We start from the raw sequence: 25001 nt of genomic DNA on the forward strand, positions 1-25001 counted from the left end.
TAGGAGGTACATGCGAGGAGGAACCCATATGAATAAAGAGATGGTTATCGTGCTTGCTCCGGATTCTTTTAAGGAGAGCATGACAGCAAAGCAGGCCTGTGAGGCGATGGAACGTGGCATTCGCAAGGCGAATCCATCGGTCCGATGCGTTCATGTCCCGATGGCTGACGGTGGGGAAGGAACAATGCAGTCACTGGTGGATGCGACAGGCGGGATCATTCATTCGCTCATGGTCGAGGGACCATTAGGCAATCAGGTAGAAGCATTTTACGGAATTACAGGTGATGGGAAGACCGCTGTTCTGGAGATGGCAAGTGCAAGCGGTATCGGTCTCGTGCCCGTATCAGAGCGAAATCCCATGCTGGCCTCGACCTATGGTACGGGACAATTGATACATGCCGCATTGAATCACGGCGTAGACAAGCTCTTGATTGGTATCGGCGGCAGTGCTACCAATGATGGCGGTGCCGGAGCGATTCAGGCATTGGGCGGGCGGCTGCTGAATGAAGAAGGCGAGGAACTCGGGCTTGGCGGTGGCGGACTAGGGAAATTATCCAGCATTGACTTAAGTGGTTTGGATCCGAGAATAGCAAACGTACAGATTGAAATAGCGTGTGATGTCACCAATCCTCTCTGCGGACCTAAGGGAGCATCTCAAGTGTTTGGGCCGCAAAAAGGTGCCACGCCGGAGATGATAGCGGAGCTGGATGCCAATTTACTGCACTATGCGGATGTGATTAAATCCCAGCTGAACAAGGATATTGCGAATATCCTGGGCGCAGGCGCCGCCGGGGGACTGGGTGCAGGATTGATGGTGTTTTTGAACGGTGTTCTTAAAAAAGGGATCGACCTGGTCATCGAATATACGGGGCTTGAAGAGAAAGCAAAGCAAGCTGATATGGTGTGGACAGGGGAAGGAAGTATGGACTATCAAACTCAATTCGGTAAGACACCTCTCGGCGTAGCCATGATAGCCCAAAAGCTGAATAAGCCGGTTATCGCATTTGCCGGCCGGATCGGGGATGGAATTGAAACATTGTATGGACAGGGGATTGATGCCATCTTTGGCATTATGCCTGGAGTTTCTACGCTGGAGGAAGCGCTGCGGCAAGGACCTACAAATATGGAACGGGCTTCGGAGAATGTGATGCGGTTAATGATGGCCATGAAGTAGCATTTTTTTGGATCTTCTAAAAGGATATTGGAAATAAAATAGCGGGACAAGGTATCATATCCTTGCCCCGCTTCTTTTTATTTAATCCCGATTCTCATCCTGTAGCTGAACAGCACTTCAAGCGTACGGTCCTGGAAATGCTCCTTAACCAGCTCTTTGAACCGATGAATTTCTTCATCAAGATCGGGTAACCCAAGCTTCAACACGGTCTGGATACCGCCTTGGCTTAGCGCAAGACCGAAGTATCGTTCTCCGTCACAAAGTTCCCGGTTATGAAAAACGATTTCCCGAGCATAGCGGAAAGCTCCGCTGTGAAGGATGTTGGCCAGATGCGATTCCTTATTCCGTTTCAGAGCTTGATCCTGTTGAGACTGACGCTCTTGGAGCAGCTTGTCGGCATTGCCGAGAAGCCCTACATAAGCTTTCTCGGACTGCCATGAAGCGGTTGGCGGCCAATCGCAGTCATATGCGGCAAAGATGCCACCCGGCCTCAGAACCCGGGCTACCTCGGCCAGTGTGCTGACCGGCTCCATCCAGTGGAAGGATTGGGAACAGGTAATCAAATCAGCGGTTCCATCGGGAAATTCAAGCTGGTTGGAATAACCGCTCATGAAACGGATGCTGCCGTCAGTTTCTTGAAGATGCAGCGAGTTCAGCTTGGCCTCGGCTTTACCACGCATATCGTCATTAGGCTCCACACCAACGATGTTGTGCGCATGTTTCCCCCAGATAAATGTGGAAAGGCCAGTGCCGCAGCCGATATCCAAGACCAGGCCCGGCTTCTGCTGGAGATAGCCAGTCAGAATATTTACAACTTCTTGTGGGGCGCTGGGGCGGTACCGGTCATAGGTATCCTCATAGCCGGAGAAGCGCTCAATATTGCTTTGTCGGTTGCCCTCAGGAAGAATGTTCATGCGCCGCGCTGCTCAAAGCGTTGAACGATTTCCACGATGACCTGCACCGACTTCAGCATATTATCCACCGAAATGTATTCAAATTTACCGTGGTAGTTCTCGCCGCCAGTAAAGATGTTTGGTGTTGGCAGGCCCATATAGGAGAGCTGTGAACCATCTGTGCCGCCGCGGATCGGCTTGACGATCGGCTTGATTCCCAGGCTTTCCATGGCAGCATAGGCGATATCTACAATTTCTTTCACAGGCTCGATTTTTTCTTTCATATTATAATACTGGTCAAGCATCTCCAGCACAATCCGCTCTTCTCCGTATTTGGCCTGGAGCTCATGCACGATACGTTTCATGTTTTGCTTCTTGTTCTCGAATTCCGTTTTGTCAAAATCACGGATGATATATTCCATTCTTGTGCGTTCGGTGTCGCCATTTTGGCTCATGAGGTGGTAGAATCCATCATAACCATCCGTATGCTCAGGTGCCTGCTCAGCTGGCAGCATGCCGTTCAGCTCCATGGCGATTTTAACGGAATTGACCATTTTGTTCTTAGCTGTGCCTGGATGGACATTCGTGCCGTTAATCGTAATGCTGGCTTTGGCTGCGTTGAAGCTTTCATATTCCAGTTCCCCAAGGGGTCCTCCGTCCATGGTGTAAGCGAAGGTAGCATCAAATGCTTTCACATCAAATTTCTCAGGGCCTCTGCCGATTTCTTCATCGGGAGTAAATGCCACACGGATTTTTCCATGTTTTATTTCCGGATGAGCAATCAGATAGGCCATGGCTGTCATGATTTCGGCGATGCCGGCTTTGTCATCAGCTCCAAGCAGCGTGGTTCCATCGGTCGTAATCAGCGTATGGCCTTTATACCCAGGCAGCTCGGGGAATTGCTTTGGAGACAGCACGACCTTGAGTCCGGAATTTAAGACAAGGTCACCGCCATCATAATTTTCCACGATTTGCGGATTAACTCCTGCTCCCGTAAAGTCCGTGGCGGTGTCCACATGGGCCAGGAAGCCGATGGTTGGCACGTCGCGGTCTGTATTAGACGGCAGTGTCGCCATGACATAACCGTGTTCATCCATGGTGACTTCCTGCATGCCGATTACGTTAAGCTCTTCAACCAGCTTTCGCGCAAGTGTCAACTGACCCGGTGTAGAAGGACAAGAGGGACTGTCCTCATTCGATTGTGTTTCAACTCTGGCATAGGAAATAAAGCGATCCATGATTTCCTGTTTCATATTCGTCAGCTCCCTTTGTATTTTGCTAATCCTATGTACAATGCGGTTTGATTTCTATGATATCACGGACAGAACATAAAATCACAGGGAGGCTGCTATCAGGCAGGAAATGGTATAATCGGGGATATTTCTCAAAACATCATCAGGATATACGACGTTTATTACATAGGTGGGTGGTTTCAACCGGATGAAAATATTGAAAATGTACTGGAGGTATTAACTTATGAACCGTAGAGGTGCAGGTGTTGTTTTTGTCGCAATTGCGGCATTTTTGTTTACTATGAGATATTTGACGGCAGCGGTGCTGATGCCGGAGAATACGGGTTTGAATGGGGAGTATTACCGGATGGTATTAGAAGAAACAGGAGGCACCTTGTTGACGCTCAGTATTTTATCGCTGATTGTTGGTATTATTTATTTAGTACTTGCTGATTTTAAGAAGCTATTACTAAAGTATTCGGATCGGGTTAAAGAAAACTGGAATGAAGAGCAGGAGAAAATCAGGGATTGGGATGAGAGTCTGCATTCGCCGTCTAGCAAAGATGATAAGCCTTCGTAATAAGCTTCTTTGATTTAGTGAAAAGTTTCTGTAATTGCCTGTTGACTCTCACGTTACGTCATTCTCTATAGTGAAGTTGAAAGGAGGAGAACATCCATGATGGTTAAGGAAGTCGCGGAGCTCGCCGGAATCAGCGTGCGTACACTTCATCACTACGATGAGATCGGCCTGCTGTGTCCCAGCCAGACGACAGAAGCCGGTTACCGGATTTACTCAGATGAGGATTTGACGCTGCTGCAGCAGATTCTATTCTTCCGGGAGCTGGATTTCCCGCTGAAGCAAATTCGTGAAATCGTCAGCCGGCCGGATTTTAAAAGGCAGGAAGCGATGGAGCTTCACCATAAGCTGCTGCTGGAAAAGCGCGTCCGGCTGGAGCGGATGATCGAAACCTTGGAGAAGACGATGAAGCATGAAAAAGGAGAGATCAGAATGACGAACCAGGACAAATTCGCTGGCTTTGATTTTAGCAGCAACCCCTATGAACAGGAAGCCAGAGAACGTTGGGGGGACAAAGCAGTGGACGACTCCAATGATAGATTGAACAAGATGTCCAAAAAAGAACAAGGGCAGCTGGGAGAAGAGATGAATGCTATTTATCGGAAGCTTGCACAGCTCCGGCATGGTTCTCCGGCTTCGGATGAGGCACAGCAAGCGACAGGCGAGTGGTTTCACCTGCTGAACCGGATGGGGAATTATTCGCTTGAAGCCTTTAAAGGGTTGGGTCAAATGTATGTGGATGATAAGCGTTTTACACGGAATATTGATCAGTTCGGAGAAGGTCTCGCTGCATTCATGCGCGATGCCATGGCCGAATATGCGGACAGCCGCAGAGTTTAGTCTCTGCGGGAGCCCAAAACAGCCGAAGCTCTTTCCTCAGAGCTCCGGCTGTTTTTTTGGAAATTATGATTTTCTTAATAGGTACGTACTATAATGTTGATGGAGGTGGAATACCAAATGAGTAAATTTAAGGATATCATACAGTCTGAAGAGGAATTGGAACAGCTCGCTGGCAGGCCGGGGGAGCTCGCCAACAATAAAGTAATCGCTGCTTTGGATCACAACTGCCGGCGGTTTATAGCACTGTCACCTTTGGTCTTTATTTCAACAAGCGATGCAGGCGGTAGATGCGATTGTTCTCCACGTGGCGATGCCCCGGGTTTTGCGTACATATTGGACGATCAACATCTCATACTTCCGGAACGTCCGGGCAACCGTAGATATGATTCGCTCCGGAATCTTCTCACCAATCCGCATATTGGTCTAATATTCGTTATACCGGGTCTGGAAGAGACGCTGCGAATCAATGGGAGAGGATATGTGATCCGTGATAAGGATCTGATGGAGCAAATGTCTGCCCAAGGTAAAGTACCTGCTGCGGGTATTGGGATTGAAGTTGAGGAATGTTACATTCACTGTGCCAAGGCATTGAAAAGATCCAAGTTGTGGCAGCCGGATAGCTGGCCTTCCAGAGAATCGCTTCCGGATCCCGCCTCCATCATCGCGGAACATGCCGGCAGACTCCGTCTTTCCACCCGAGAGGTACGGGCGTCATTGACAGAGAGTTATGAAAAGCGGCTTTATTGATAAAACAGAATATCATTCCGGGCGGTTATCTAACAAGGTAACCGTCTTTTCTTGTCAGAAAATCTCAAGTGATCATTCGCTTATCCGTTATTTAATGTTATTAATGATGTTAACTATCCGTTTACCCTACGCTAATATTCAGCAAACACATCCTATATACAATGGGTATGAAATGTCAAAAATCCAATGTATTTGTAAAAGGAGATGTAAATTGCATTGAACAGGACAAACAGAATCAAACGGAGTGTGTCGATCATCATGCTGAGCAGCATGATGCTTACGGTCGGAACACCCTCTCTTCTCATCTCACAGGTTCACGCGGAGTCGGCTCCGGCAACCACTACTATGGAGCAAGAGCAAGAGCAAGAGACAACGACGGGCAATGAGCTAAGCGGCATTCGGCTGCAGCATACGCCCGTAGAGTGGATCCCGGAGCATCAGAATTATTCGGTAACAGCAGGCGTGTACAGTGATGGACAAGCATGGACCGGGCAAATCCGCTATTCGGTGGATGGGAATGAACAACCTCCTGTCACACTGAAACCTGAAGTACAGCAACCGGATACATATACAGGAGTGATCCCGGGTGAGTTGTTGATCGGTCGTGAACTGAACTACACGATCGAGATTCTGGATTCAGAATCAAAAGTTATCGAGTCTGTATCCTACTCCACTGCGATCCGGGAGGAAGTGCCGCAATCTTTATCCGCCGAATCACCTGCGCCTGCACTGCTGATTACCGAGATGGTACCAGATACGTCTGACCTGCCTGAAACCAATACGGACGCATTTGAATTCGTAGAGGTGTACAATAACACCGATCAGGATCTGAATTTCAAGGACTACTCCTTCTTTTATAATAATAAGGATACGTGGACACCCGAAGCGGGAGCGGATATCATCATTCCTGCCCGGCAGCCAGTGGTATTCTGGATAATGAACGGAAAAAACAATCAGGAAACAGAGGAGCAATTCAACCAGAATTTCGGAAGCAATCTGATTAAAGATGTGAACCTATTTCGTATTCAGGGCGGAGCAGGTATGGCTAACGGCAGTGCCAGAACCCTGACAATTATGGGCAAAAACACCGAGTCTGTCATAACAGCCTCTTATGAGCCTGCTCATGTTAAAACCAATATGGGAATCTTTTTCAAGCATCCTGCAGCTGGCAGTAGCCTAATGAGTGTTATGGATTCCTCTGGAAAGCAGCCGGCAACACCTGGAACCATCGAACCTGACCAGGCTGTTCCATTGGTTGTTGAAGCAGGAAACCAAACCGTAATCAATCATACAGCTGCTGCTTCCATAGATGTAAAGGATCTTGAGATTAAGGCGCAGGTGGTTAATCCGGGTACAAATGCGGATGGCTCGAAAATGCCTGTGAAGCTGCTATATAAGACACCATCCCAATCCAGATACACCGTCACAACGATGACCGATTCCGGAAATACAGGTGATTACACCGCCACAATTCCGGCAGCCGCACTGATTGAACCGACGCTTCAATACCGGATTCAGGCGGGGCAGCTGGACAAGCCGTTTACTTCCCAGGTGAACATGGAAACTTTTGATTCATCCAAAGCACCTGTACTGCTCATAACCGAACTGGTTCCGAATACGACGAATGTACCAACGACTTCATCGGATGCTTATGAGTTTATCGAGGTATACAACAATTCGGATCAGCCGGTATCATTCAAAAATTATAAGATATATTACCGTTATCCGGACAAAGGCACAGGAGCGGATGTTGAATGGCCTTCCGCCAAAAAGGATTTTGTTATTCCTTCGAAACAGTCCGTTGTCTTCTGGGTGAAGAACACCGCCAATACAGCCTATACGGCCGGCGATTTTAACAGCTTTTATAAAACAAATCTGGTTCCGGATGAAACGCTCCAGACCATTCAAAGCGATGGGATGGCCAACTCCGGCAGCCGCGCTGTCGTCATCAAAACGAATACAGGCAAAGAAATCTCTTCAGCTTATTATGATGCAGATCTACTCTACGAAGGCGGCACCAAAGGTGATGAAACCAAAGAGGACAAGGCTATTGGCTACAGCTATCCGCGAAATGGAAGCACGGTGATGATCAAAGCCGGTTCAGGTATCGAAGCACCATCACCGGGCTCTGTTACTTCTTCTCAGGTACCTGCCGATCCGGTTCAAGTTATTGTCGACAGTATCCCTCCTACCATTCAGGATCGGACAGGTATAACGGAAGTGGAGCAGTCGAAAGGACTCGAGCTAAAAGCAGATTCAAAGGATGATCATGAGATTACCTCCGTGGAAGTCTATGTCCGTTCAGACAAACAGACTGAATTCACCGGGCATCCGTTGAAGGAAGATTTCAATGACATGATGTACCATTACAACCTTTCTTCTGCCGATTTAATCGGACGCAAATATATTGAATATTATTTCGTGGTTTCTGATGGTGTGAACGAAACACAATCGCAGTCCGTTAAAGTGACCGTTACCGGAGGGTTCAACGATGCTCCACTGCGTCTGAATGTGAAAGACCAGGAGATTCTAAAAGGTAAGTATACGATTAAAGGGATCTCTGAAGCAGCGGGAACAGCTGGAGTGAGCTTAAGTCTTGACGGGAAAAATCTGCCAGATGCCAATACCTTTGCCGGTCTTGAGAATGACGCTTATTTCGTCTTTGACGCCGTCAATGTGGACTATTATTTTAAAAATGCTGTAACGATGGGACCTCCGGAGCTGGAGGACAAGTCGATTTTGTATACGTTTATGGATCCGATCACGACATATACGACACTCTCCTTTCCAATCCGTTCTGAACGATTGACCCAAGGAGATAACATTATTTACGTCCGGGCAGGTTCGAAAACATCGCCTTTCGATAAACGTCCGGAAGAGAATAAGGATGATTTTGAAATTAAAAATGTAAGATTGCTGCTCGCGGATGGTACGGAAATTTGGGACCCTGCCTATGCTGAGAAAGAAAAGCAGATCAAGATGGGCGATTCCGCTGGCAAAAGCGAATCTATAGGCTTCCACTTTGACCTGAAGCAGGAGCATTTGAAAGCTAAATCTTATGTTTGGGACACCGCTTTGGTGCAGGATGGGCCGCATCAAGTAAGCGTCTCTGACGGTACAGGGCAGATCAGCTCCAATGTCATCGTTGACAACACGCCGCCCGTAATAAAGCCAACCGTAGAGGAAGGTAAAGAGTACCGCGGAGAATTTGATATTGATGCGGATATCAAGGATGAATATGCGGGTCTGGATAAAATCACGGTGAACTTGGATGACAAGCCGATTCAGCTGCCCTACGAGACATCATCCGGCCAAATGATGGGAGGAGCCCACAAGCTGTATATCCAGGCAGCGGATAGAGCCGGAAACATTTCCGAAAAGACAGTGAATTTTAATGTGCCGGACGAAAACCCGCTTCCTCCACAGTTGATCAGTCCGAAGCAGGGACAGACCGAAGTGGGCACCAACGCGAATTTGACGGTGAAGGTACAGGACCCAAATCAGGATCCGATGAAGGTTACCTTTTACAAAGGGTACAAATATGATGGAAACCGTGCGGAGGGCTTTACCGGGTATACCAACACATCGGTGACGGAGCCTCCGAAGGAGATGACACCTTCCGGAGAAAAGGCGCTCACTAAAGAGGATTACGAGAAAATCAGCGTTGAAGACGGAAAGTATCTCGTCAATGATTCTATTGAACAGTTTCCATACCAGCGCTTTGAAGTAAAGCTAGATCCTTCCGTGAAGAGCACCGACCGGGTAGAAGTGAACTGGAAGGGAAAATCTCTGGATGGCCGGAAAGTAAGCCTGTACGCCTGGAGCCAGACGAAAAAGCAGTGGGAACAGTTGGATCATGTCATCGCGGGTGCGGATGATTTTGAACTGAAAGCTGTAGTCAAAGCCGGCGATTATATGAACGGTGAAGTCATTGATGTGATGGTTCAGGATGAAATTGCAGTTCAGGCGGCGGATAGCGGCAGCAAGCCGACACCGGAATCGCAGGACCCCTATGATTTTTCGTTTATCTGGATGTCTGATACGCAGTACTATTCCCAGAGCTATCCACAGATCTACCAAAAAATTGTAAACTGGATCGTGGATCAGAAGGAAAAGATGAACATCAAGTATGTTATTCATACCGGAGATGTCGTCGATAAATCCTATCAGGAATATCAATGGCTCGAAGCTGACAAGGATATGAAGGTTCTGGAGAATGCCAATATTCCGTACGGCGTGCTGGCAGGCAATCATGATGTCGATCACCAGAATAATGATTATAGCAAGTTCAAGGAGTATTTTGGCGAGGAGCGCTTTAAAAATAACCAGGTGTTCGGTGGATCGTATGATAATAACCGCGGTCATTATGACCTGGTTTCATCGAACGGAAATGATTTTGTAATCGTCTATATTGGGTGGGGACTCGGCGATAAGGAAATCGACTGGATGAACGAGATCGTGGCCAAGTATCCGGAGCGGAAAGCGATTCTCTGTCTGCATGAATACTTACTGGTATCGAACAACCGGGCTCCGATTGCCGATCAGATTTTTGAGAAGGTCATCAAGCCGAATAAAAATGTCATCGCTGCATTATCCGGACATTATCATGATGCAGAGCTGAAGGTTGATCAGCTGGATGACAACGGTGACGGGATTCCTGACCGCAATGTATATCAGATGCTGGCTGATTATCAGGGAGCAGCAGAAGGTGGGCTTGGATATATCCGTCTCATGCAGTTCGATATGAAAAATAACAAGCTCCACATCAAAACGTATTCTCCTTATTTGGATAATTATAATTACTATGATCCTGAAACGGATAAGGGAAAAGACGAGTTCAGTCTGAATCTTGGTCTGGAGCCGACCACGAAGCGGGTGGCAACGGATTATATTGGAGTAAGAGTATATACAGATCAGCAGATTGGTATCCAGGCCAATGTGAAGAGCGGCACGGAAGCCACAGCTGCTTGGAACGGCTTGGCTCCAAACGGTTATGATCAATGGTATGTGAAAGCCGAAGATGAACACAGCGGCAGCACATTATCAGATATTTGGGGATTCTATACCGGTAAGCAGACCGGTGAAACACATCCTGAGGTTCCGGGAGGCGGTGAAAGCAGCGGCGGTGGCAGTAGTGGAGTAGTGACTCCAGAAACGCCGGCAGTGCCTGTGAAGCCTGCACCTGAAACCGGGAATGGAGAAATGACACTGCAGTTGTCAGCAGAGGGGGCTTATCGAGCGGATGCCAAGGCTCTCGACAAAGCCATAACAAGCACGAGCAATGGGAAGGTGGTTATACATTTAACGGGGAAGAACGAACAAACAGGAGAATCCGCATTGTATCTTCCCGCTGCATCGTTGAAAAAGGCAAAGGATAGCCAGCTGTCTCTCATTATCGTGACAACGGGTCTTACCGTTACAGTGCCACCGGCTTCATTGCCGGATCATCTGGATGAAGCGGACCAGCTGCTCCTCCGAATTGACACCTCGATGAATGACAGCATCAAACAAATCATGAGCAGCAGTATTGGCACTTCGAAGGAATATTCGCATGGGGGTCTCGTATTTACGCTGCGTATGGCGCAGGTCAAAGGGCAAACTGAAACGCCGGTGACTGTTTTTGGAGGCCCGGTAACATTAGAAAGAAGTCTCACAGCTGAGCAGCAAAAGCAGCTTCAAACAGATTATGCCGTTGTATATCTGCTGCAAGGAGGAGAACCAGTGTACAAGGGTGGAAGCTTTGGTGGCAGCACGGTGACTTTCACAGCAGACCAGCCTGGCTCCTATGCAGTCCTTGAGTATCACAAACAGTTCAAGGATGTGCCGGGCTCCTGGGCGGAGGAATACATTACTAAGCTTGCAGCCAAACATGTAATCCAGGGCTTGACTGAAGAATATTTTGGACCCGGCAAAAATGTAACACGTGCTGACTTCGTAACCTTGGCAATGCGCGCGGCCGGCGTAGAATTGACCCCGGTCAGTCAGGAATTTAAGGATGTGCCTGCGGAAGCTTATTATGCCGCTGCGGTTGCACAGGCAACGAAGCTTGGTATTATCCAAGGTAGTGATGGCAAGTTCCGGCCACAAGACACAATCAGCCGCGAGGAAGCAGCTGTCATTATGATGAAAGTAAACGATGTTCTGAATGGTAAAGAGCGGACAGGCTCTCTGAGCGTGGGCTTTGCGGACATGAACCAAGTCGCTTCCTGGGCAAAAGAAGCGGTAGAGCGTGCGAACCAGCTCGGTCTCATGAATGGTAAGGGCAATCACCGATTTGATCCGAAAGGGAAAGTAACCCGAGCGGAAATTGCCAAAATGATATATAGCTTGATCAACAGCTAAATAAGTAAAAGGCTGGGTGTTCTCACCCGGCCTTTCTTCATTCCCGCATCTTTAATCCGTGTTATACTATCTTTTGTGAAAGATTCCCAGAATCATATAACTGTTACATAGGACAGCTGCAGTGGCATACAAAGGATCAGAAATTAGCACAGTCAGATTGAAGGAATCCGGAATATATTTTTAAGTAGTATGAGTTACATAAATTGAACTAAAGAGAGGGAAAGCACCTCGCCTGTATTCCGGATGGAATCAAGGAGAAGCAAGGTTAAACCTTAGTTCACTTTATATAAAGAAGGAGAAATCTCATGAAATCATGGTTTGAATATAACTGGCAGGTCCGAGATGAATGGTTTGAAGTATACAGTCAGCTCCCAACCGAAGAATTGATAAAAGAAAGAACAGGAGGTGTCGGATCGATTCTGAAGACGTTTTTCCATATTGCGGACGTGGAGCTCAGCTGGATCAGAGCCATCGAAGGGCTGGAGGACTGGGAACCTCTCTATGAAGATTATCCAACTCTGGAGGCAGTAAAGGATTTATCAGACGGTTGCCGTAAACAAATACTGGACATTCTTTCGAATGCAGATGTAAGCAAGGAGAGCACCGTTGTTCGCGTTTCCTGGAGAAATGAGCCTTTGGTGTACGGGGAAGTGCTCCGCCATGTGATCGCCCATGAGATCCATCATATCGGCCAGTTGTCGGTATGGGCGAAGGAGCTTGATATCAAGCGGGTATCGGCTAATTTTATAGACCGAGGATTGGGGCAGACATTACTTCAGGAGAAGGCAGACCTTACAATATTATAAAAAGGAAGAGGTTGTGCAGAAGTAATGGAACGAGTGAGCAGCATGAAACGTGAAGATGCAGTTGTGATCGCGACTTGGAGGTACCCGGAGCCGTATGATTTATACAGCATGGATGGAAGCGAAGAAGATATTGCCGATTTAATGAATGGAGATTATGTTTCTGCAAGAGATGCTGAAGGCAGTCTGATCGGATTTTATTGTACTGGCATTTCGGCACGCGTCCCGGGCGGTTATGATGCAGGGATATATGAAGATGATTCCTTGGTGGATTTCGGCCTGGGGATGAAGCCGGAGCTTACCGGACAGGGACATGGAATCCTTTTTGTTGAGGAGGGGATAGCTTACGTCAAGCGCAGCTTACCTGAAAAAGGAATCCGCCTGGTCGTAGCCACCTTTAACCAACGTGCGATTCGAACATATGAGAATGCAGGCTTTAAGCAAACTTGCGTGTTTACTTCGCAGGTACACGGACAGGAAACTGAATTTGCCTGCATGATCCAACGGGAAGGATAAACGGCCTCATTTCCTGCATATTATGAATGGATTCAAGGAACCGGAGGATGGTGTATTATTTTTCCATGGCCATGTTTCTTGACTTTTGGCAAAAATTTGGTTTTCATCATATAAGGGAATATACATTTTTTTTGTAATGAATCTATGAAAAATCAGGTGAACAACATGCGAATTGCGCTTTTTGATTCAGGGTTAGGCGGATTAACCGTACTTTCTGAAGCCGTGAAGCAGCTGCCCAAAGAGGACTTTTTATTTTTTGCCGACACACTTCATGTACCTTACGGCACGAAAACTAAGGAGCAGGTGCAGGACTTTGTGCGTGAGTCGCTGGATCAAATTTTAAAAGAGGATATCAAAGCGCTGGTGATAGCATGTAATACCGCAACCAGTGCTGCGGCGGAAGAGCTACGGCAGGAATACAGCTTTCCGATTATCGGAATGGAACCGGCAGTCAAGCCGGCCGTTGAGATGAACCGTGAAACAGGGAAAAGAGTTTTGGTGGCGGCAACTCCATTGACTCTCCATCAGTCAAAATATACGCAGCTGGTATCCCGGGTGGACGACCACAGTATTGTGGATTCACTTCCCCTGCCTGAACTGGTGACATACTGCGAGGCTATGCAGTTTGATCCCGAAGTAATGACAACTTATTTTAACGAGAAATTAGCGCCTTATCATTTGAATGATTATAGAACGTTGGTTCTGGGCTGCACCCATTTCCCATTCTATAAGCCGCTGCTAAGCCGGATTCTGCCAGAACATATCGAAATTATTGATGGCAGCCGCGGAACCATCCGCAGACTCCGTCATGTGCTTGTTGAGAAGGAGCTCCTCGGAAATCAGGGCAACGGGGATATCCGTTTCGCATGCTCCAGCCAGGATCCGGCTTACTTACTGAAAATGCAGCAGGCCTTCGAACGGTTTCACAGCTGTGCGGATGTTATGAATGTCATGAAATAAAAGTTAAGGGATAAGATGGGCTGCCTGAGATGTTCTAGATGCGTGCAAGCTCCCGTATCGTTTGAGAAACATTATCCTGGAATAACCCGCCGTGATAGCAGATGACGGTTTGAGCGTCATAAGACGCTAATTTTTCGAGGGATTCCATGGCCTGAGTCATATTCAGCGTTTGTTCAGGGTCAGGTCCGCAAAGACGGCCATCAATGACGCGAAGCGCATCGGCCGCGATGAGTGTTTTACTGGGAATGTGATAGAGACTGATATGCCCGGGAGTATGCCCTGGCGTAGCAATTACTTCAATGCCCCCGCACACAGGGAGGACCTCTCCGTCATGAATCACTCGGTTTACGGGTGATTTTGGCGGATTTTTTAATGTCGAGAGAAAAGCCTGTTTCCATTGCTCGGGAACATTAGCGGGGATCATGGCTTCCGCCGCGGCGAGCGCTTCGGGAGTAATCTTAAGAATCATCTCGTCCCCCTCAATAAAAGGCTTCTCCTCCGCACTGGCCAGTACCTCAATTTGATGGGCGCTCTGTTCCAGCATCGCTGGCAGGCTGCCAATATGGTCGATATCCTGATGCGTCAAAATGACCTTTGTCAAATCTTGAATCCCAAGTCCATGTCGTTCCAAAACCTCAGTGAATTTGGAGATTTGGCCGGGATAACCGGTATCAATCAGAATGGCATGTTCATCATCATGAATGATTGTGGGGTGGATGGTATCAACTTTACCCATGATGATTGAGGAAATATCCAGCATGTGAATTTGACTTGCCCGATTTGCTTGGTTCATGTAGCACCCTCCATTATTTATATCATTGATTTCATTGAGCAGGTACTATCATAGCGCCGTGAAAAGTATAAGTCAAAGGTAAAATATTATATTATAACACATAAAAATTAATTTGTCAAGTATAATATTGATGGAGTGTATGCATCCGAATTAGTATCTAATATTCATAAAAAAAAGCCGGATTTCTCTGTGAAGAGAATCCGGCTTTGCCATAGGAAGATGAAACTGGATAGATAGAAAATGATAGGATAATCTGAATTATTCCGGTTTAACGAGGATCTTAACCTGATTTTTTTCTTTCAGAAGCGTGTCAAAGCCTTCAGAAAGAACATCATCCAACTGGATCCGTTTAGTCACGAGCTTCTCGGCAGGGAAATAGCCTTTATCCATCAGGCTGATCACAGCAGGGAATACATCACGATATCCGATAATGCCTTTAATCGTACGCTCCATCATGACAACATTGTTCGGATGAATCGGTGCTTCTTTTTCAAAGATGCTGACGATCATGAGTTCTCCGCCCATTTTGGTAGACGCCAGAGCTTGTGTTAGGACTGGAGGGACACCCGTCACTTCATAAGCTACATCTACACCGCCGTTTGTAAGCTTATGAATTTCCTTCACAGCGTCAAATTCCTTCGGATCGATCACAATGGCGCCGAGCTCGGCTGCTTTTTGCTTACGTTCAGGGGACAATTCTACCGCATAAATTTCGGATGCTCCGGAAGCCTTCAGGGCCTCGATCACGAGCAGGCCAATCGGACCTGTTCCGAAAACAGCTGCTTTGTCGCCTACTTTTAATTTGCTGGAACGAACGGCATGAAGAGCCACTGCGGACGGTTCCACAAGAGCACCTTGTTCGTAAGAAACGGAATCAGGGATCTTATGCACCATCACCTCATCTGCAGCTACGAAGCTTGAAAATCCACCACCGCCACCGGCAAGGCCAAGGAATCCCATTTTATTGCAAAGATTATATTTGCCCTGCTGGCAGGCTTCACATTCACCGCATGCATAGATCGGTTCAACGACAACGCGGTCGCCCACGCTTACTTTGGTTACGCCTTCTCCGATTTCAACAACCTGTCCGGAGAATTCATGTCCCATAACGATTGGTGCTTTTTCGCCCGTCAATGGATGAGGAGCTGCCTGTGGAATGAAGATCGGGCCAGAAGTATATTCGTGCAGGTCGCTGCCGCAAATGCCGCACCATTCCACTCTGATTTTTACTTTGCCTTTTGAAGCAGCGGGCTCTTTGATGTTATCCAGACGTAAATCTTTTTGTCCATGCCATCTAAGTGCTTTCATACAAGTCATCTCCAGTTCGTAAATTGAATGCTGATTATGATCAGATGAGCTTTTCTAGCTCATAATAGGGAAACGTTTCCGAAAACTAATATGTCACATCTTCACGGGATTGTCAAATTCAAATTTAAACTAAAATGTAAGATATAAAGTGCAGATGTAAAGGATTGACACCGCTTACCATCGTTACGTGAACCAGATCTGATTTATCGAAAAAATCATTAATGGTATAATATAAATATAGATTGTACAATTCACAATAAACGGGAAACGATTCCATAAAGGAAAGGGATTTGGGCGGCTTGTCAAACAACTCAAAAGTAACCATAGAAGATGTGGCAAAAAAGGCTGGAGTCGGTATCGCGACGGTATCCAGAGCCATTAACAATTCAGGCGGCATCAGTGAGAAAACAAAAGCCAAGGTGCTTCAAGCCATTGAAGAGCTTGGATTCATTCCAAACATTGCAGCACAAAGCCTGAAAGTTCGGAATACGAACCAGATCGCTCTTGCTGTTCCGGATATCCGGAATGCATTTGTACCTGAAATTGCATGGTCCGTAGAACAGGCTGCCAAGCAGCACGGGTATCGTGTTGTAAACATCAATACTTCAGGCATTGGTCAAATCGAGCTGGAGACCATTCGTGATGTCAAAAAGCTGCATGTCGATGGATTGATTATTCTGCCGCTGGCTTACCCGAAATCGTTCGTGGAGCTGGTCAATAAATCCCCTGTACCCATCTCTGTCATTAATTATGGCAAGAAGCTCACGCCTGATATCAAGGCGGATGTGGTCTGCTTGTCCCAACAAGAAGGGCGGCTGGCGATGGAGCATTTGATCGGCATAGGCCGTAACCGGATCGCTTACGCGGGAGCCCCGCGGGATATTATTGAGGAACGATACAATGCTTATGTTAACTCGTTGAGCCATGTGGATGTTTCCCTGGTTTATTTTGGAGAGGATTTTTCCTTAAACACGGGGGCCAAGGCTGCGGACTACTTCAAAAGTCTGAAAAACATGCCGGATGCGGTATATGCCGGTAACGATATGGTGGCAATCGGTTTGATCAACCGTTTTAAGGAGCTGGGGGTGAGGGTTCCGGAGGATGTTGCAGTGGTTGGTATTGACAACAATATTTGGACGACCATTACGTCACCTCAGATCAGCTCGGTGTCTATTATGGGGGTGGAAGTGTCCAGGCTGGCCACGGAACTGCTTTTGAAGCGAATACGTGAAAATGTAAATGGCGTATACGAGAAGGTACAGTTTGAACCAAGGCTGATCGTGCGGGAGTCCACTGTGACGATGAAACGGAGTACAACATATTTGGATTGACGAAGCCATGAAAGGAGCAACCGCAATGAAATTACAGGGAATCAATCATTTTTGTTTCTCGGTTTCAAACCTGGATAGATCGGTGTCCTTTTACGAGAATGTATTTGGTGCGAGGCTGCTTGTGAAAGGGAGGAAGCTGGCTTACTTTGACCTGGATGGCTTATGGATTGCGTTAAATGAGGAAGACGTAGAACGCGGCCATCTGCCTCGGAACTACACCCATATCGCTTTTACGGTTACAGAAGAAGAATTTGATCCGTGGTACCTGAGGCTTAAGGAATTGAACGTTCGCATCTTGCCTGGCCGGGAACGGGATGACAGAGATAAACGCTCGGTTTATTTCCTGGATCCGGACGGCCATACATTTGAGCTTCACACCGGAAGTCTGCAGGATCGTATAGACTATTACAAAGCAGATAAAGATCATATGAGTTTTTATACATAAACATCGTACAGGAGGATACTTATGACAACGATTGGCTGGGTAAGACATGGTATTACCGATTGGAACGTGGCGAGAAGAGCTCAAGGACAAACGGATGTGCCATTGAACGATACAGGGCGTGCCCAAGCCCGGGCTTTGGCGGAGCGTTTCAAAAATGAAAAGTGGGACGCTGTTTATGCGAGTGACTTATTGCGTGCGAAAGAGACAGCGGAAACGATAGCAAATGCGCTGAATATTCCTCTTCATGTGGATGAGCGTTTGCGGGAAATGGCTTGTGGGAAAATGGAAGGCACGACGGAAGATGAAAGAATCCGCATGTGGGGTGAGGATTGGAGCGAAATGGAGCTGGGAGTTGAAACGGATGAATCCATGATCTTGCGCGGAGAGAAGGTTGTCCGGGAGATTTGCCTTCATTATCCGGAGCAGCGGGTGTTGGTGGTGAGCCACGGGGCCTTGATCTCGACGCTTCTGCCGGCGCTGATTCCGAATATGCAGGAACGGGAGCATTTGCATAACACCTCTGTTACCCTGGTTCGTCAGATGAATGAAGAGTGGGTCTGCGATTTGTACAACTGCCGCCGCCATTTGGATGCGGTAAATTTGTAACATTGCATTAAAAAAAAGGGCATTTCCTTGGTCGCTGGACCTGAAGGAATGCCCTTTTGACTATGCCTAGCTATTCACTTTCCAATCACTGGATGGACGGAATTTCGGCTCGAAAGGAACGGAAATATTCACCGGAAGCGGGTATGGATCACGGATTGTCTGCAGCAGTGCTTTAACAGCGATAGCTCCGATTTCAAAGGTCGGAATATGAATGGTCGACAGTGGAGGAACGGTATACCGGGAAGGTTCATTATCATCGAAGCCGATGACTGCGAAATCCTGCGGGATACGGTATCCTTTTTCTGAAATCGCCCGCATCGCTGCCATGGCCATGATATCACTTGCTGCAAATACAGCTGTTGGAAGATCCGCATGATGTTCTTCCAGGAAAGACAGCATCATTCGATAGGCCTGATCGGGTTCCCACTTAGCATCCAAGATCCGTCCCGGGTTATAGGAAATCCCGGCCTCTTCCAGCGCTTGCTTGTAACCTCGAAAACGTTTCTCGCGTTCCATTTTGCCGGATAATCCGGTTCCCCCGATAAAGAGGATTTCCCGATGTCCTTGCTGTGTCAAATGCGACACGGCAGTGCGGGCCGCATGTACACGATCATAAGAAATGGTAGGGATACTGCTGTCCGGCACGTCAATTCCAACAACGGCACAGCCGTATTTGCGGATTTGGCGATTAATTGTCTCATCTATGCCTTCGATCAGGATGATGCCTTCGATTTTGCTGTCGTGAAGCGCTGATTTCAGCACTTCCGGTTTAATAAGCTCATCCTGTGTATATGAAAAAGCAAGCTTATAGCCATTTTTGGCAAGCTCTTGATCGATTCCGTCCAGAATTACCGAGAAATAGGGGTGGTAACGGCGATTTTGTAGAGTGGAAACTATACATCCTACAAGTTTCGTTTGTGATGCTCCGGCTGCTGAACTTTTGATATGATATCCGATTTCATGAGCCGTATCCCATATTTTCTTTTTGGTTTCTGAATTCACGGAGCGGTTGGTTTCATTGGAAAGCACGCGTGAAACGGTAGATACCGATACGCCGACAATATCCGCGATGTCCTTCAGTGTAGCCATGGTCTGACCGCCTTTATGAAAAAAATATTTGCCGCAAATTAAATCTTTTACCATTCCGGTATTTTTACTTCATGTGAAAGAACTTTTTTTGCGTTCTAGGATGTGAAGTCTTCCTTATGATTAAGTATGCTAATGATGTAGATATACATTTATTAATGTTAAGGCATATCGGTTTGGAGGTCAAATGAAAAGTGTACTGCAATTATCACATAATAGATTAAATAATTTGCGGCAAATAGTATCCAAAAACAAGGTTGACATTGCAAAAAACGAAGAATACAATTTGCCTGTAGAGATTTAATGATATTTGAATTAAATATAAAAAGGGGGGAGAAACACATAACTGAGATTTGAATTTTTGGAGCTGGAAGTGCCTTTTCCCATGAGGTTGTCATCGATATCATCACTGTTGAAGGTCTGCGCGCGAGGAACGATTACTCTTGTTGATATAGATGCAAAAAAAAGAAATAGAATGCAAACTCGCGCAAAAATTTGTAAACGTCTGCAATGAGATTCCCCTACCGCAAGATACAGGATTTGATCGACAAGCATTGCAGTGCCGGATACAGTGGGGCTACCGGATTCTATGCCAATAACTGGCCAGAGAAAACCTACATACCAAACATGAAGTTATGAAAACACTGTGGAAGGGGATAGAGCTGTGAAAATAGTGGTTATCGGCGAGCTGAATGTGGATGTGATTTTGTCGGGAACAGATCTGATGCCGGAATGGAACCGGGAAAAGCTGATTGATTCCTTTGATATCGTTCTTGGATCATCGTCGGCAATTACCGCTTGTGCGCTGGCCGGACTGGGTGCGGAAGTACATTTTATCAGTGTTGTCGGGGAAGATGATTTTGGTCGGTTCTGCGTGAAAGAGCTGGAGCGAATGCAGGTGAATACCAATCATGTGATTCAGAATCCTCAGCTCAAAACCGGGGTTACCTTGTCCTTTTCAACACCAAGCGACCGGGGGCTGATGACTTATCCAGGCAGCATTCCTCTGCTTAAACCGGAGGACCTGCCTGAGGAGATTCTGAGGGAGGCAGAACATGTCCATTTTGGCTCCTATTTCCTGCAGGATGGCATGCGTCCCCATTGGGAAGCGTTATTTGCCCGGCTTCGCAATCAAGGAGTTACGACTTCATTCGATACAGGCTGGGATGTTCACCAGATGTGGCACCGGGATGGGATTGACCGGCTGCTGCCGCATACCGATCTATTCATTCCGAGTGAAGAGGAAATCATGCATATTTATCAGGTAAACAACGTGGAGGAAGCAGGAGGAAAACTTCCGGAGGGCGTTAATACGGTAGCGGTAAAATGCGGAAGCAAGGGTGCCATGCTCATTAGGTCGGGTGAAGAACCTGAGATGGTCCCGTCGTACAAGGTTACTCCGATAGATACGACAGGAGCAGGAGATGCCTTTAACGCGGGGCTAATCTATGCTTTCCGCAGCGGTCTGCGCGGACTGGATATGGTGAAGTTCGCCAATGCGAGCGGAGCTATTTCCACACAGGGGGTAGGCGGAACAGGTTCTCTGCCTTCAATAGAAAAAGTGGAAGCATTCTTGAAGTCTGTTTAAGAAGATTGAGGAAAAATGTTGAATATAAAATACCTGCCGCCAGAGTCAAGCAGCGTTGTGCAATCCAGGGAGTGCAGGTATACTTTGGTTATTGCCGGTGAGTCCATGAGCCTTCAGGAAGGCACTGCCGGATTTTTAGGGATGGATGCAGGGGGCACCGAGAAGACATAGCAGTTGGTGAGCCTAGGGAACCAAGACCTTCCCCGGGTCATAAATACAGATGCACGCTCACTTACACAAGCTAGGGATTGGATGACAGGAGACTTATGATCACGACCGTAACATTGAATGCAGCCATCGATAAGACATATTATCTTCCTTCGTTTCCGCTGGGCAAGGTTTCACGGGTACAACATTTTTATGCCGCACCGGGCGGTAAGGGAATCAACGTGGCAAAGGTTATATCCCAGCTGGGAGTACCTGTAACAGCAACCGGTTTTGTGGGCGGTATGAATGGCGAGATCATCAGACAGCAATTAACTCGAATGGGGATTGCTCATGATTTTGTATCCGTTGAAGGGGAATCGAGAATTTGCCTGAATATTCTGGACGAAGCGAATGGCACTTCTACAGAGCTTTTAGAGCCGGGTCCGACCGTTAACGACGCTGCTCTGCAGGAAATGGAAGAGAAAATACGCAGCCTTGCTTCGCAATCCAAGATCGTCTGCTTCAGCGGCAGCCTGCCGGCTGGTGCTCCGAAAGATTTTTATGTGAAATTGGTTACGATTGCCAAGGAAGCTGGAGCATATGTCATTTTGGATGCGAGCGGAGACGCTTTGCGTTTGGGTTTGGAAGCGAAACCGGACATGATCAAGCCGAATGAAGAGGAAGTAGCTGCGCTGCTTGGCATTGAAGTTGCTGATGAAGCAGCTCTGCAAAAAGCGGTTGAAACGCTGCTGCAAAAATATGATATGGACCGGATTACCGTTTCATTGGGTGGAGCCGGCTCGTTGGTTGCAGTAAAGGAAAGCTGTTACCGCGTAACGACGCCAAAAGTAAAGGTAGTAAACACAGTAGGCTGCGGTGATTCTTTTGTCGCGGGGATGGCTGTATCTTTGGCTAAAGGATTGTCGCTTGAAGAAGGGCTCGCTGTGGCATCGGCTGCCGGTACCTCCAATGCGATGACAGATCAGGCGGGACAAATAGATCCTGAAGAGTTTGAGCAGCTGCGTCATCAGGTACAAATTACTCGAGTATAGCTTAACATCTACTTATGACTCGATCCTGGCCGGGCGCAGCAGCGTCCGGCCCTTTTGAGCTTGTACCACGGTACGAAAAGGAGGAATTCATCCCTGTACGGAGAACTTTTTCATAACCGAAAAAAACGGAGGGAGTGGGGTTATGCTGCTCGGAGATCAGGAGATATGGATCAGCGACCGCAAGGAACTGCTTCAGATGGATCGGATCATTGCTTTTCTGAAAGGCAGCTACTGGGCGAAGAATAGACCGGCCGAATTAATCCGCACTTCCATTGATAACTCTATCTGTTTTGGAGTATATGATGGAGATGTGCAGATTGGCTTTGCCAGGGTCATTACGGATTTGGTTACCATGTACTACATGTGCGATGTAATCATTGATGAAACCTACCGTGGACGAGGTCTCGGCAAACAATTGGTTGAAGCTGTCACGAACGATGAGAGACTACGGAATCTGCACGGAATCCTGGTAACCGCAGATGCCCATGGACTATATGAACAGTACGGTTTTGTACGTGATCCCGACCGGACGCTCCGCAAGAAACGCAGTCAATAGGCATCGCAACTTAAAACCCAAATACAACAACGAAAAGGTGAGCAAATTGATCAAGGCAGTCATTTTTGATTTTGACGGATTAATGGTAGATACGGAAACGCCGGCATATCATGCCTTTTGCAAGGTGTATGGAGAATACGGCAAAGAGTTGCCGCTGGAAATGTATGCTCAGTGTGTAGGTACCTCCTTTGATGTTTTTAACCCTTATACATATCTTGTAGAGATTTTACAGCATTCAGTAGAATATGAAGTCATCCGTGAGCAAGTCAATGTGCAGTATCGTGAGCTGCTTCAGCATATACAGCCAAGACCCGGTGTGGTGAATTACTTGAAAGAGGCCAGAGACATGGGGCTGAAAATCGGACTGGCCTCTAGTTCCTACTTCAACTGGATTGAACCCTATCTGACGAGATTTGATCTGCATGGCTATTTCGATTCAATCAATACGGCGGATTTGGTGCAGCAGGTTAAACCAGATCCGGAGCTGTATCTCTTATCCTTGCAAAAATTAGAAGTGAGGCCTGAGGAAGCTGTTTCTTTTGAGGATTCCCTCAACGGTTTTACGGCCGCCAAAAGAGCGGGTTTACATACGGTGATCGTACCCAATGAGATGACAAGCACTTTTCCGTTTGAATTCTATGATATGAAAATTCCGAGCATGGAAGCGGTTGAATTAAAGGAATTGGTTAAGCAACTGGAGAAGCGGGATATAGCTCGGAAACTTTGAATTATATCCTAATTTGTTCCAAATGAAAGATTTATATTTTTTTGTCGGATACCAATTGACGGATGCAGGAGTGCCCATATATGATTATGAATAATCAATCGCTAGTATAGAATGATTCCATTTCTATACAGAAAGTGGCACTTCTTTTTTTTATCCGTATGCTTTAACGCTTTCGAACACAAAAGCAATGTAGAGGAAAATTTTGGAGGGGGCTTTGATGTTGAAGAAAAAATTATTGTTATCGGTCGTAATGTCAGCGCTCCTGGTTACGGCAGCGGCTGGCTGCGGCAATTCAGACGGCAAGAAAACGGAATCTGAAGGATCGGGGAATCAGACAGAGAAGAAATCGTACAAAATCGCTATTTCACAAATCGTGGAACATCCTTCGCTGGATGCAACACGTGAGGGATTTTTGGCGGCACTGAAGGATGCGGGCATTACTGAAGGCGATAACCTGAACGTCGAATACAAGAACGCGCAGGGAGACTCTGCCAATAACTTGTCCATCGCTCAGAAATTCGCATCGGACAAGGATGATTTGGTACTGGCCATCGCTACACCTTCCGCTCAGGCTGTAGTTCAGCAGGTGAAAGACAAGCCAATCCTGTTTGCAGCAGTTACTGATCCGCTTGATGCCAAGTTGGTATCTGACCTGGACAAGCCGGGCGGAAATGTATCAGGTGTTTCGGATACGAATCCATTAGCAGTGCAGAAGCTCATGGATTTTGTTGCTAAAAATTTCCCGAATGTTAAAAGTGTAGGACTGGTTATTAATGAAGGCGAACCAAACGCAGTGGTAATGTCCAAAAATGCGGAAGAGGCGTTGAGCAAGCATAACATCAAGCTGGTGAAGGCTGCTGTAACGAATACCTCTGAAGTGAAGCAGGCAGCACAATCCCTGGTAGGACGAGCTGACGCGATTTTCATTACGCTCGATAACATGGTGGTCAGTGGTGTAGATACCATTATCCAGGTAGCCAATGAGAATCATATACCGTTCTTCTCAAGTGACCGTGATACGGTTGAAAAAGGCGCTTTTGCAACGGTAGGCTTCAAATACTATGACCATGGTTACCAGGTTGGACAAATGGCTGTAGATATTTTGAAAAATGGCAAGAAACCTGGGGACATGAAGGTCACCATGCAGGAGAAGCTAGATTTAATCCTGAATCTTAAAGCTGCTGCGGCACAAGGCATTACAGTTACGGATGAGATGAAAAACGAAGTTGAAGACAAAGAGAAAAATATTATTCAATAGCAGTGGGGAATTGTTATAGG

22 protein-coding genes are annotated in these 25001 nt (G+C 47.0%); 17 read left to right on the top strand and 5 right to left on the bottom strand.

Annotation, left to right across the window (positions count from 1 at the left end):
• The first annotated feature begins 28 nt into the window (after positions 1-28).
• Positions 29-1174 (top strand): glycerate kinase family protein, encoded by a 1146-nt coding sequence (locus tag E6W40_RS07410; protein ID WP_136604899.1) that lies wholly within the window; start codon positions 29-31, stop codon positions 1172-1174.
• Between the two features lie 77 nt (positions 1175-1251).
• Here the strand turns inward: E6W40_RS07410 and E6W40_RS07415 are convergent, their stop codons facing one another.
• Positions 1252-2082, bottom strand: coding sequence for a class I SAM-dependent methyltransferase (locus E6W40_RS07415; protein ID WP_136606880.1), 831 nt, complete (start codon positions 2080-2082; stop codon positions 1252-1254).
• A gap of 2 nt (positions 2083-2084) precedes the next feature.
• A complete protein-coding gene (gene pepT, locus E6W40_RS07420) occupies positions 2085-3320 on the bottom strand; it encodes a peptidase T (protein ID WP_136604900.1) in 1236 nt (411 codons plus the stop codon).
• 223 nt (positions 3321-3543) lie between these two features.
• Here pepT and E6W40_RS07425 point away from each other — a divergent pair, with 223 nt between their 5' ends.
• The 7 genes from E6W40_RS07425 to murI all read left to right on the top strand — a co-directional run bounded on the left by E6W40_RS07425 (position 3544) and on the right by murI (position 14084).
• Positions 3544-3879, top strand: coding sequence for a hypothetical protein (locus E6W40_RS07425; RefSeq protein WP_136604901.1), 336 nt, complete (start codon positions 3544-3546; stop codon positions 3877-3879).
• A gap of 96 nt (positions 3880-3975) precedes the next feature.
• Positions 3976-4716 carry a MerR family transcriptional regulator gene (locus E6W40_RS07430; RefSeq protein WP_136604902.1) on the top strand — a complete coding sequence of 247 codons (741 nt, stop codon included), beginning with the start codon at positions 3976-3978 and terminating at the stop codon, positions 4714-4716.
• A 117-nt stretch (positions 4717-4833) separates the two neighbouring features.
• A complete protein-coding gene (locus E6W40_RS07435; protein WP_136604903.1) occupies positions 4834-5463 on the top strand; it encodes a pyridoxamine 5'-phosphate oxidase family protein in 630 nt (209 codons plus the stop codon).
• Positions 5464-5679: 216 nt separating this feature from the next.
• Complete coding sequence (locus E6W40_RS07440; RefSeq protein WP_136604904.1) at positions 5680-11805, top strand: S-layer homology domain-containing protein; 6126 nt, start codon at positions 5680-5682, stop codon at positions 11803-11805.
• A gap of 305 nt (positions 11806-12110) precedes the next feature.
• Positions 12111-12611 (top strand): DinB family protein, encoded by a 501-nt coding sequence (locus tag E6W40_RS07445; protein ID WP_136604905.1) that lies wholly within the window; start codon positions 12111-12113, stop codon positions 12609-12611.
• 42 nt (positions 12612-12653) lie between these two features.
• Positions 12654-13124: a GNAT family N-acetyltransferase gene (locus tag E6W40_RS07450; RefSeq protein WP_136606881.1), complete on the top strand. Its 471-nt coding sequence runs from the start codon at positions 12654-12656 to the stop codon at positions 13122-13124.
• A gap of 165 nt (positions 13125-13289) precedes the next feature.
• A complete protein-coding gene (murI, locus tag E6W40_RS07455) occupies positions 13290-14084 on the top strand; it encodes a glutamate racemase (RefSeq protein ID WP_136606882.1) in 795 nt (264 codons plus the stop codon).
• Positions 14085-14118: 34 nt separating this feature from the next.
• Here the strand turns inward: murI and E6W40_RS07460 are convergent, their stop codons facing one another.
• Both E6W40_RS07460 and E6W40_RS07465 read right to left on the bottom strand, forming a co-directional pair.
• The gene (locus E6W40_RS07460) at positions 14119-14877 is read right to left on the bottom strand and encodes an MBL fold metallo-hydrolase (RefSeq protein WP_246072912.1); all 759 of its coding nucleotides are present in this window, start codon (positions 14875-14877) and stop codon (positions 14119-14121) included.
• 258 nt (positions 14878-15135) lie between these two features.
• On the bottom strand, positions 15136-16185 hold the full coding sequence (locus tag E6W40_RS07465) for a 2,3-butanediol dehydrogenase (protein ID WP_136604906.1): 1050 nt from the start codon (positions 16183-16185) through the stop codon (positions 15136-15138).
• Positions 16186-16484: 299 nt separating this feature from the next.
• Between E6W40_RS07465 and E6W40_RS07470 the strand changes: the two genes are divergently transcribed.
• Genes E6W40_RS07470 through E6W40_RS07480 form a run of 3 tightly spaced genes read left to right on the top strand, consistent with a single transcriptional unit; the run spans position 16485 to position 18567 of the window.
• The gene (locus tag E6W40_RS07470; RefSeq protein WP_136604907.1) at positions 16485-17516 is read left to right on the top strand and encodes a LacI family DNA-binding transcriptional regulator; all 1032 of its coding nucleotides are present in this window, start codon (positions 16485-16487) and stop codon (positions 17514-17516) included.
• A gap of 25 nt (positions 17517-17541) precedes the next feature.
• Complete coding sequence (gene fosB, locus E6W40_RS07475; protein WP_136604908.1) at positions 17542-17961, top strand: metallothiol transferase FosB; 420 nt, start codon at positions 17542-17544, stop codon at positions 17959-17961.
• Positions 17962-17982: 21 nt separating this feature from the next.
• Complete coding sequence (locus tag E6W40_RS07480) at positions 17983-18567, top strand: histidine phosphatase family protein (protein WP_136604909.1); 585 nt, start codon at positions 17983-17985, stop codon at positions 18565-18567.
• Positions 18568-18633: 66 nt separating this feature from the next.
• Here E6W40_RS07480 and E6W40_RS07485 read toward each other — a convergent pair whose 3' ends face one another.
• Positions 18634-19656, bottom strand: a complete 1023-nt coding sequence (locus E6W40_RS07485; RefSeq protein WP_136604910.1) for a LacI family DNA-binding transcriptional regulator — start codon at positions 19654-19656, stop codon at positions 18634-18636.
• A 661-nt stretch (positions 19657-20317) separates the two neighbouring features.
• Here E6W40_RS07485 and E6W40_RS07490 point away from each other — a divergent pair.
• From E6W40_RS07490 to E6W40_RS07510, 6 genes are all read left to right on the top strand, one after another.
• Positions 20318-21241: a carbohydrate kinase family protein gene (locus tag E6W40_RS07490; protein WP_136604911.1), complete on the top strand. Its 924-nt coding sequence runs from the start codon at positions 20318-20320 to the stop codon at positions 21239-21241.
• Positions 21242-21256: 15 nt separating this feature from the next.
• Positions 21257-21412, top strand: coding sequence for a hypothetical protein (locus E6W40_RS29405; protein ID WP_168928848.1), 156 nt, complete (start codon positions 21257-21259; stop codon positions 21410-21412).
• Positions 21413-21507: 95 nt separating this feature from the next.
• Positions 21508-22440: a 1-phosphofructokinase gene (gene pfkB / locus E6W40_RS07495; RefSeq protein ID WP_136604912.1), complete on the top strand. Its 933-nt coding sequence runs from the start codon at positions 21508-21510 to the stop codon at positions 22438-22440.
• A 142-nt stretch (positions 22441-22582) separates the two neighbouring features.
• The gene (locus E6W40_RS07500) at positions 22583-22996 is read left to right on the top strand and encodes a GNAT family N-acetyltransferase (RefSeq protein ID WP_136604913.1); all 414 of its coding nucleotides are present in this window, start codon (positions 22583-22585) and stop codon (positions 22994-22996) included.
• Positions 22997-23042: 46 nt separating this feature from the next.
• The gene (locus E6W40_RS07505; RefSeq protein WP_136606884.1) at positions 23043-23723 is read left to right on the top strand and encodes an HAD family hydrolase; all 681 of its coding nucleotides are present in this window, start codon (positions 23043-23045) and stop codon (positions 23721-23723) included.
• A 217-nt stretch (positions 23724-23940) separates the two neighbouring features.
• Positions 23941-24981, top strand: a complete 1041-nt coding sequence (locus E6W40_RS07510; protein WP_136604914.1) for an ABC transporter substrate-binding protein — start codon at positions 23941-23943, stop codon at positions 24979-24981.
• Positions 24982-25001: the final 20 nt, after the last annotated feature.

This window comes from Paenibacillus dokdonensis, assembly GCF_004916975.1.
GTDB lineage: Bacteria > Bacillota > Bacilli > Paenibacillales > Paenibacillaceae > Paenibacillus_AQ > Paenibacillus_AQ dokdonensis.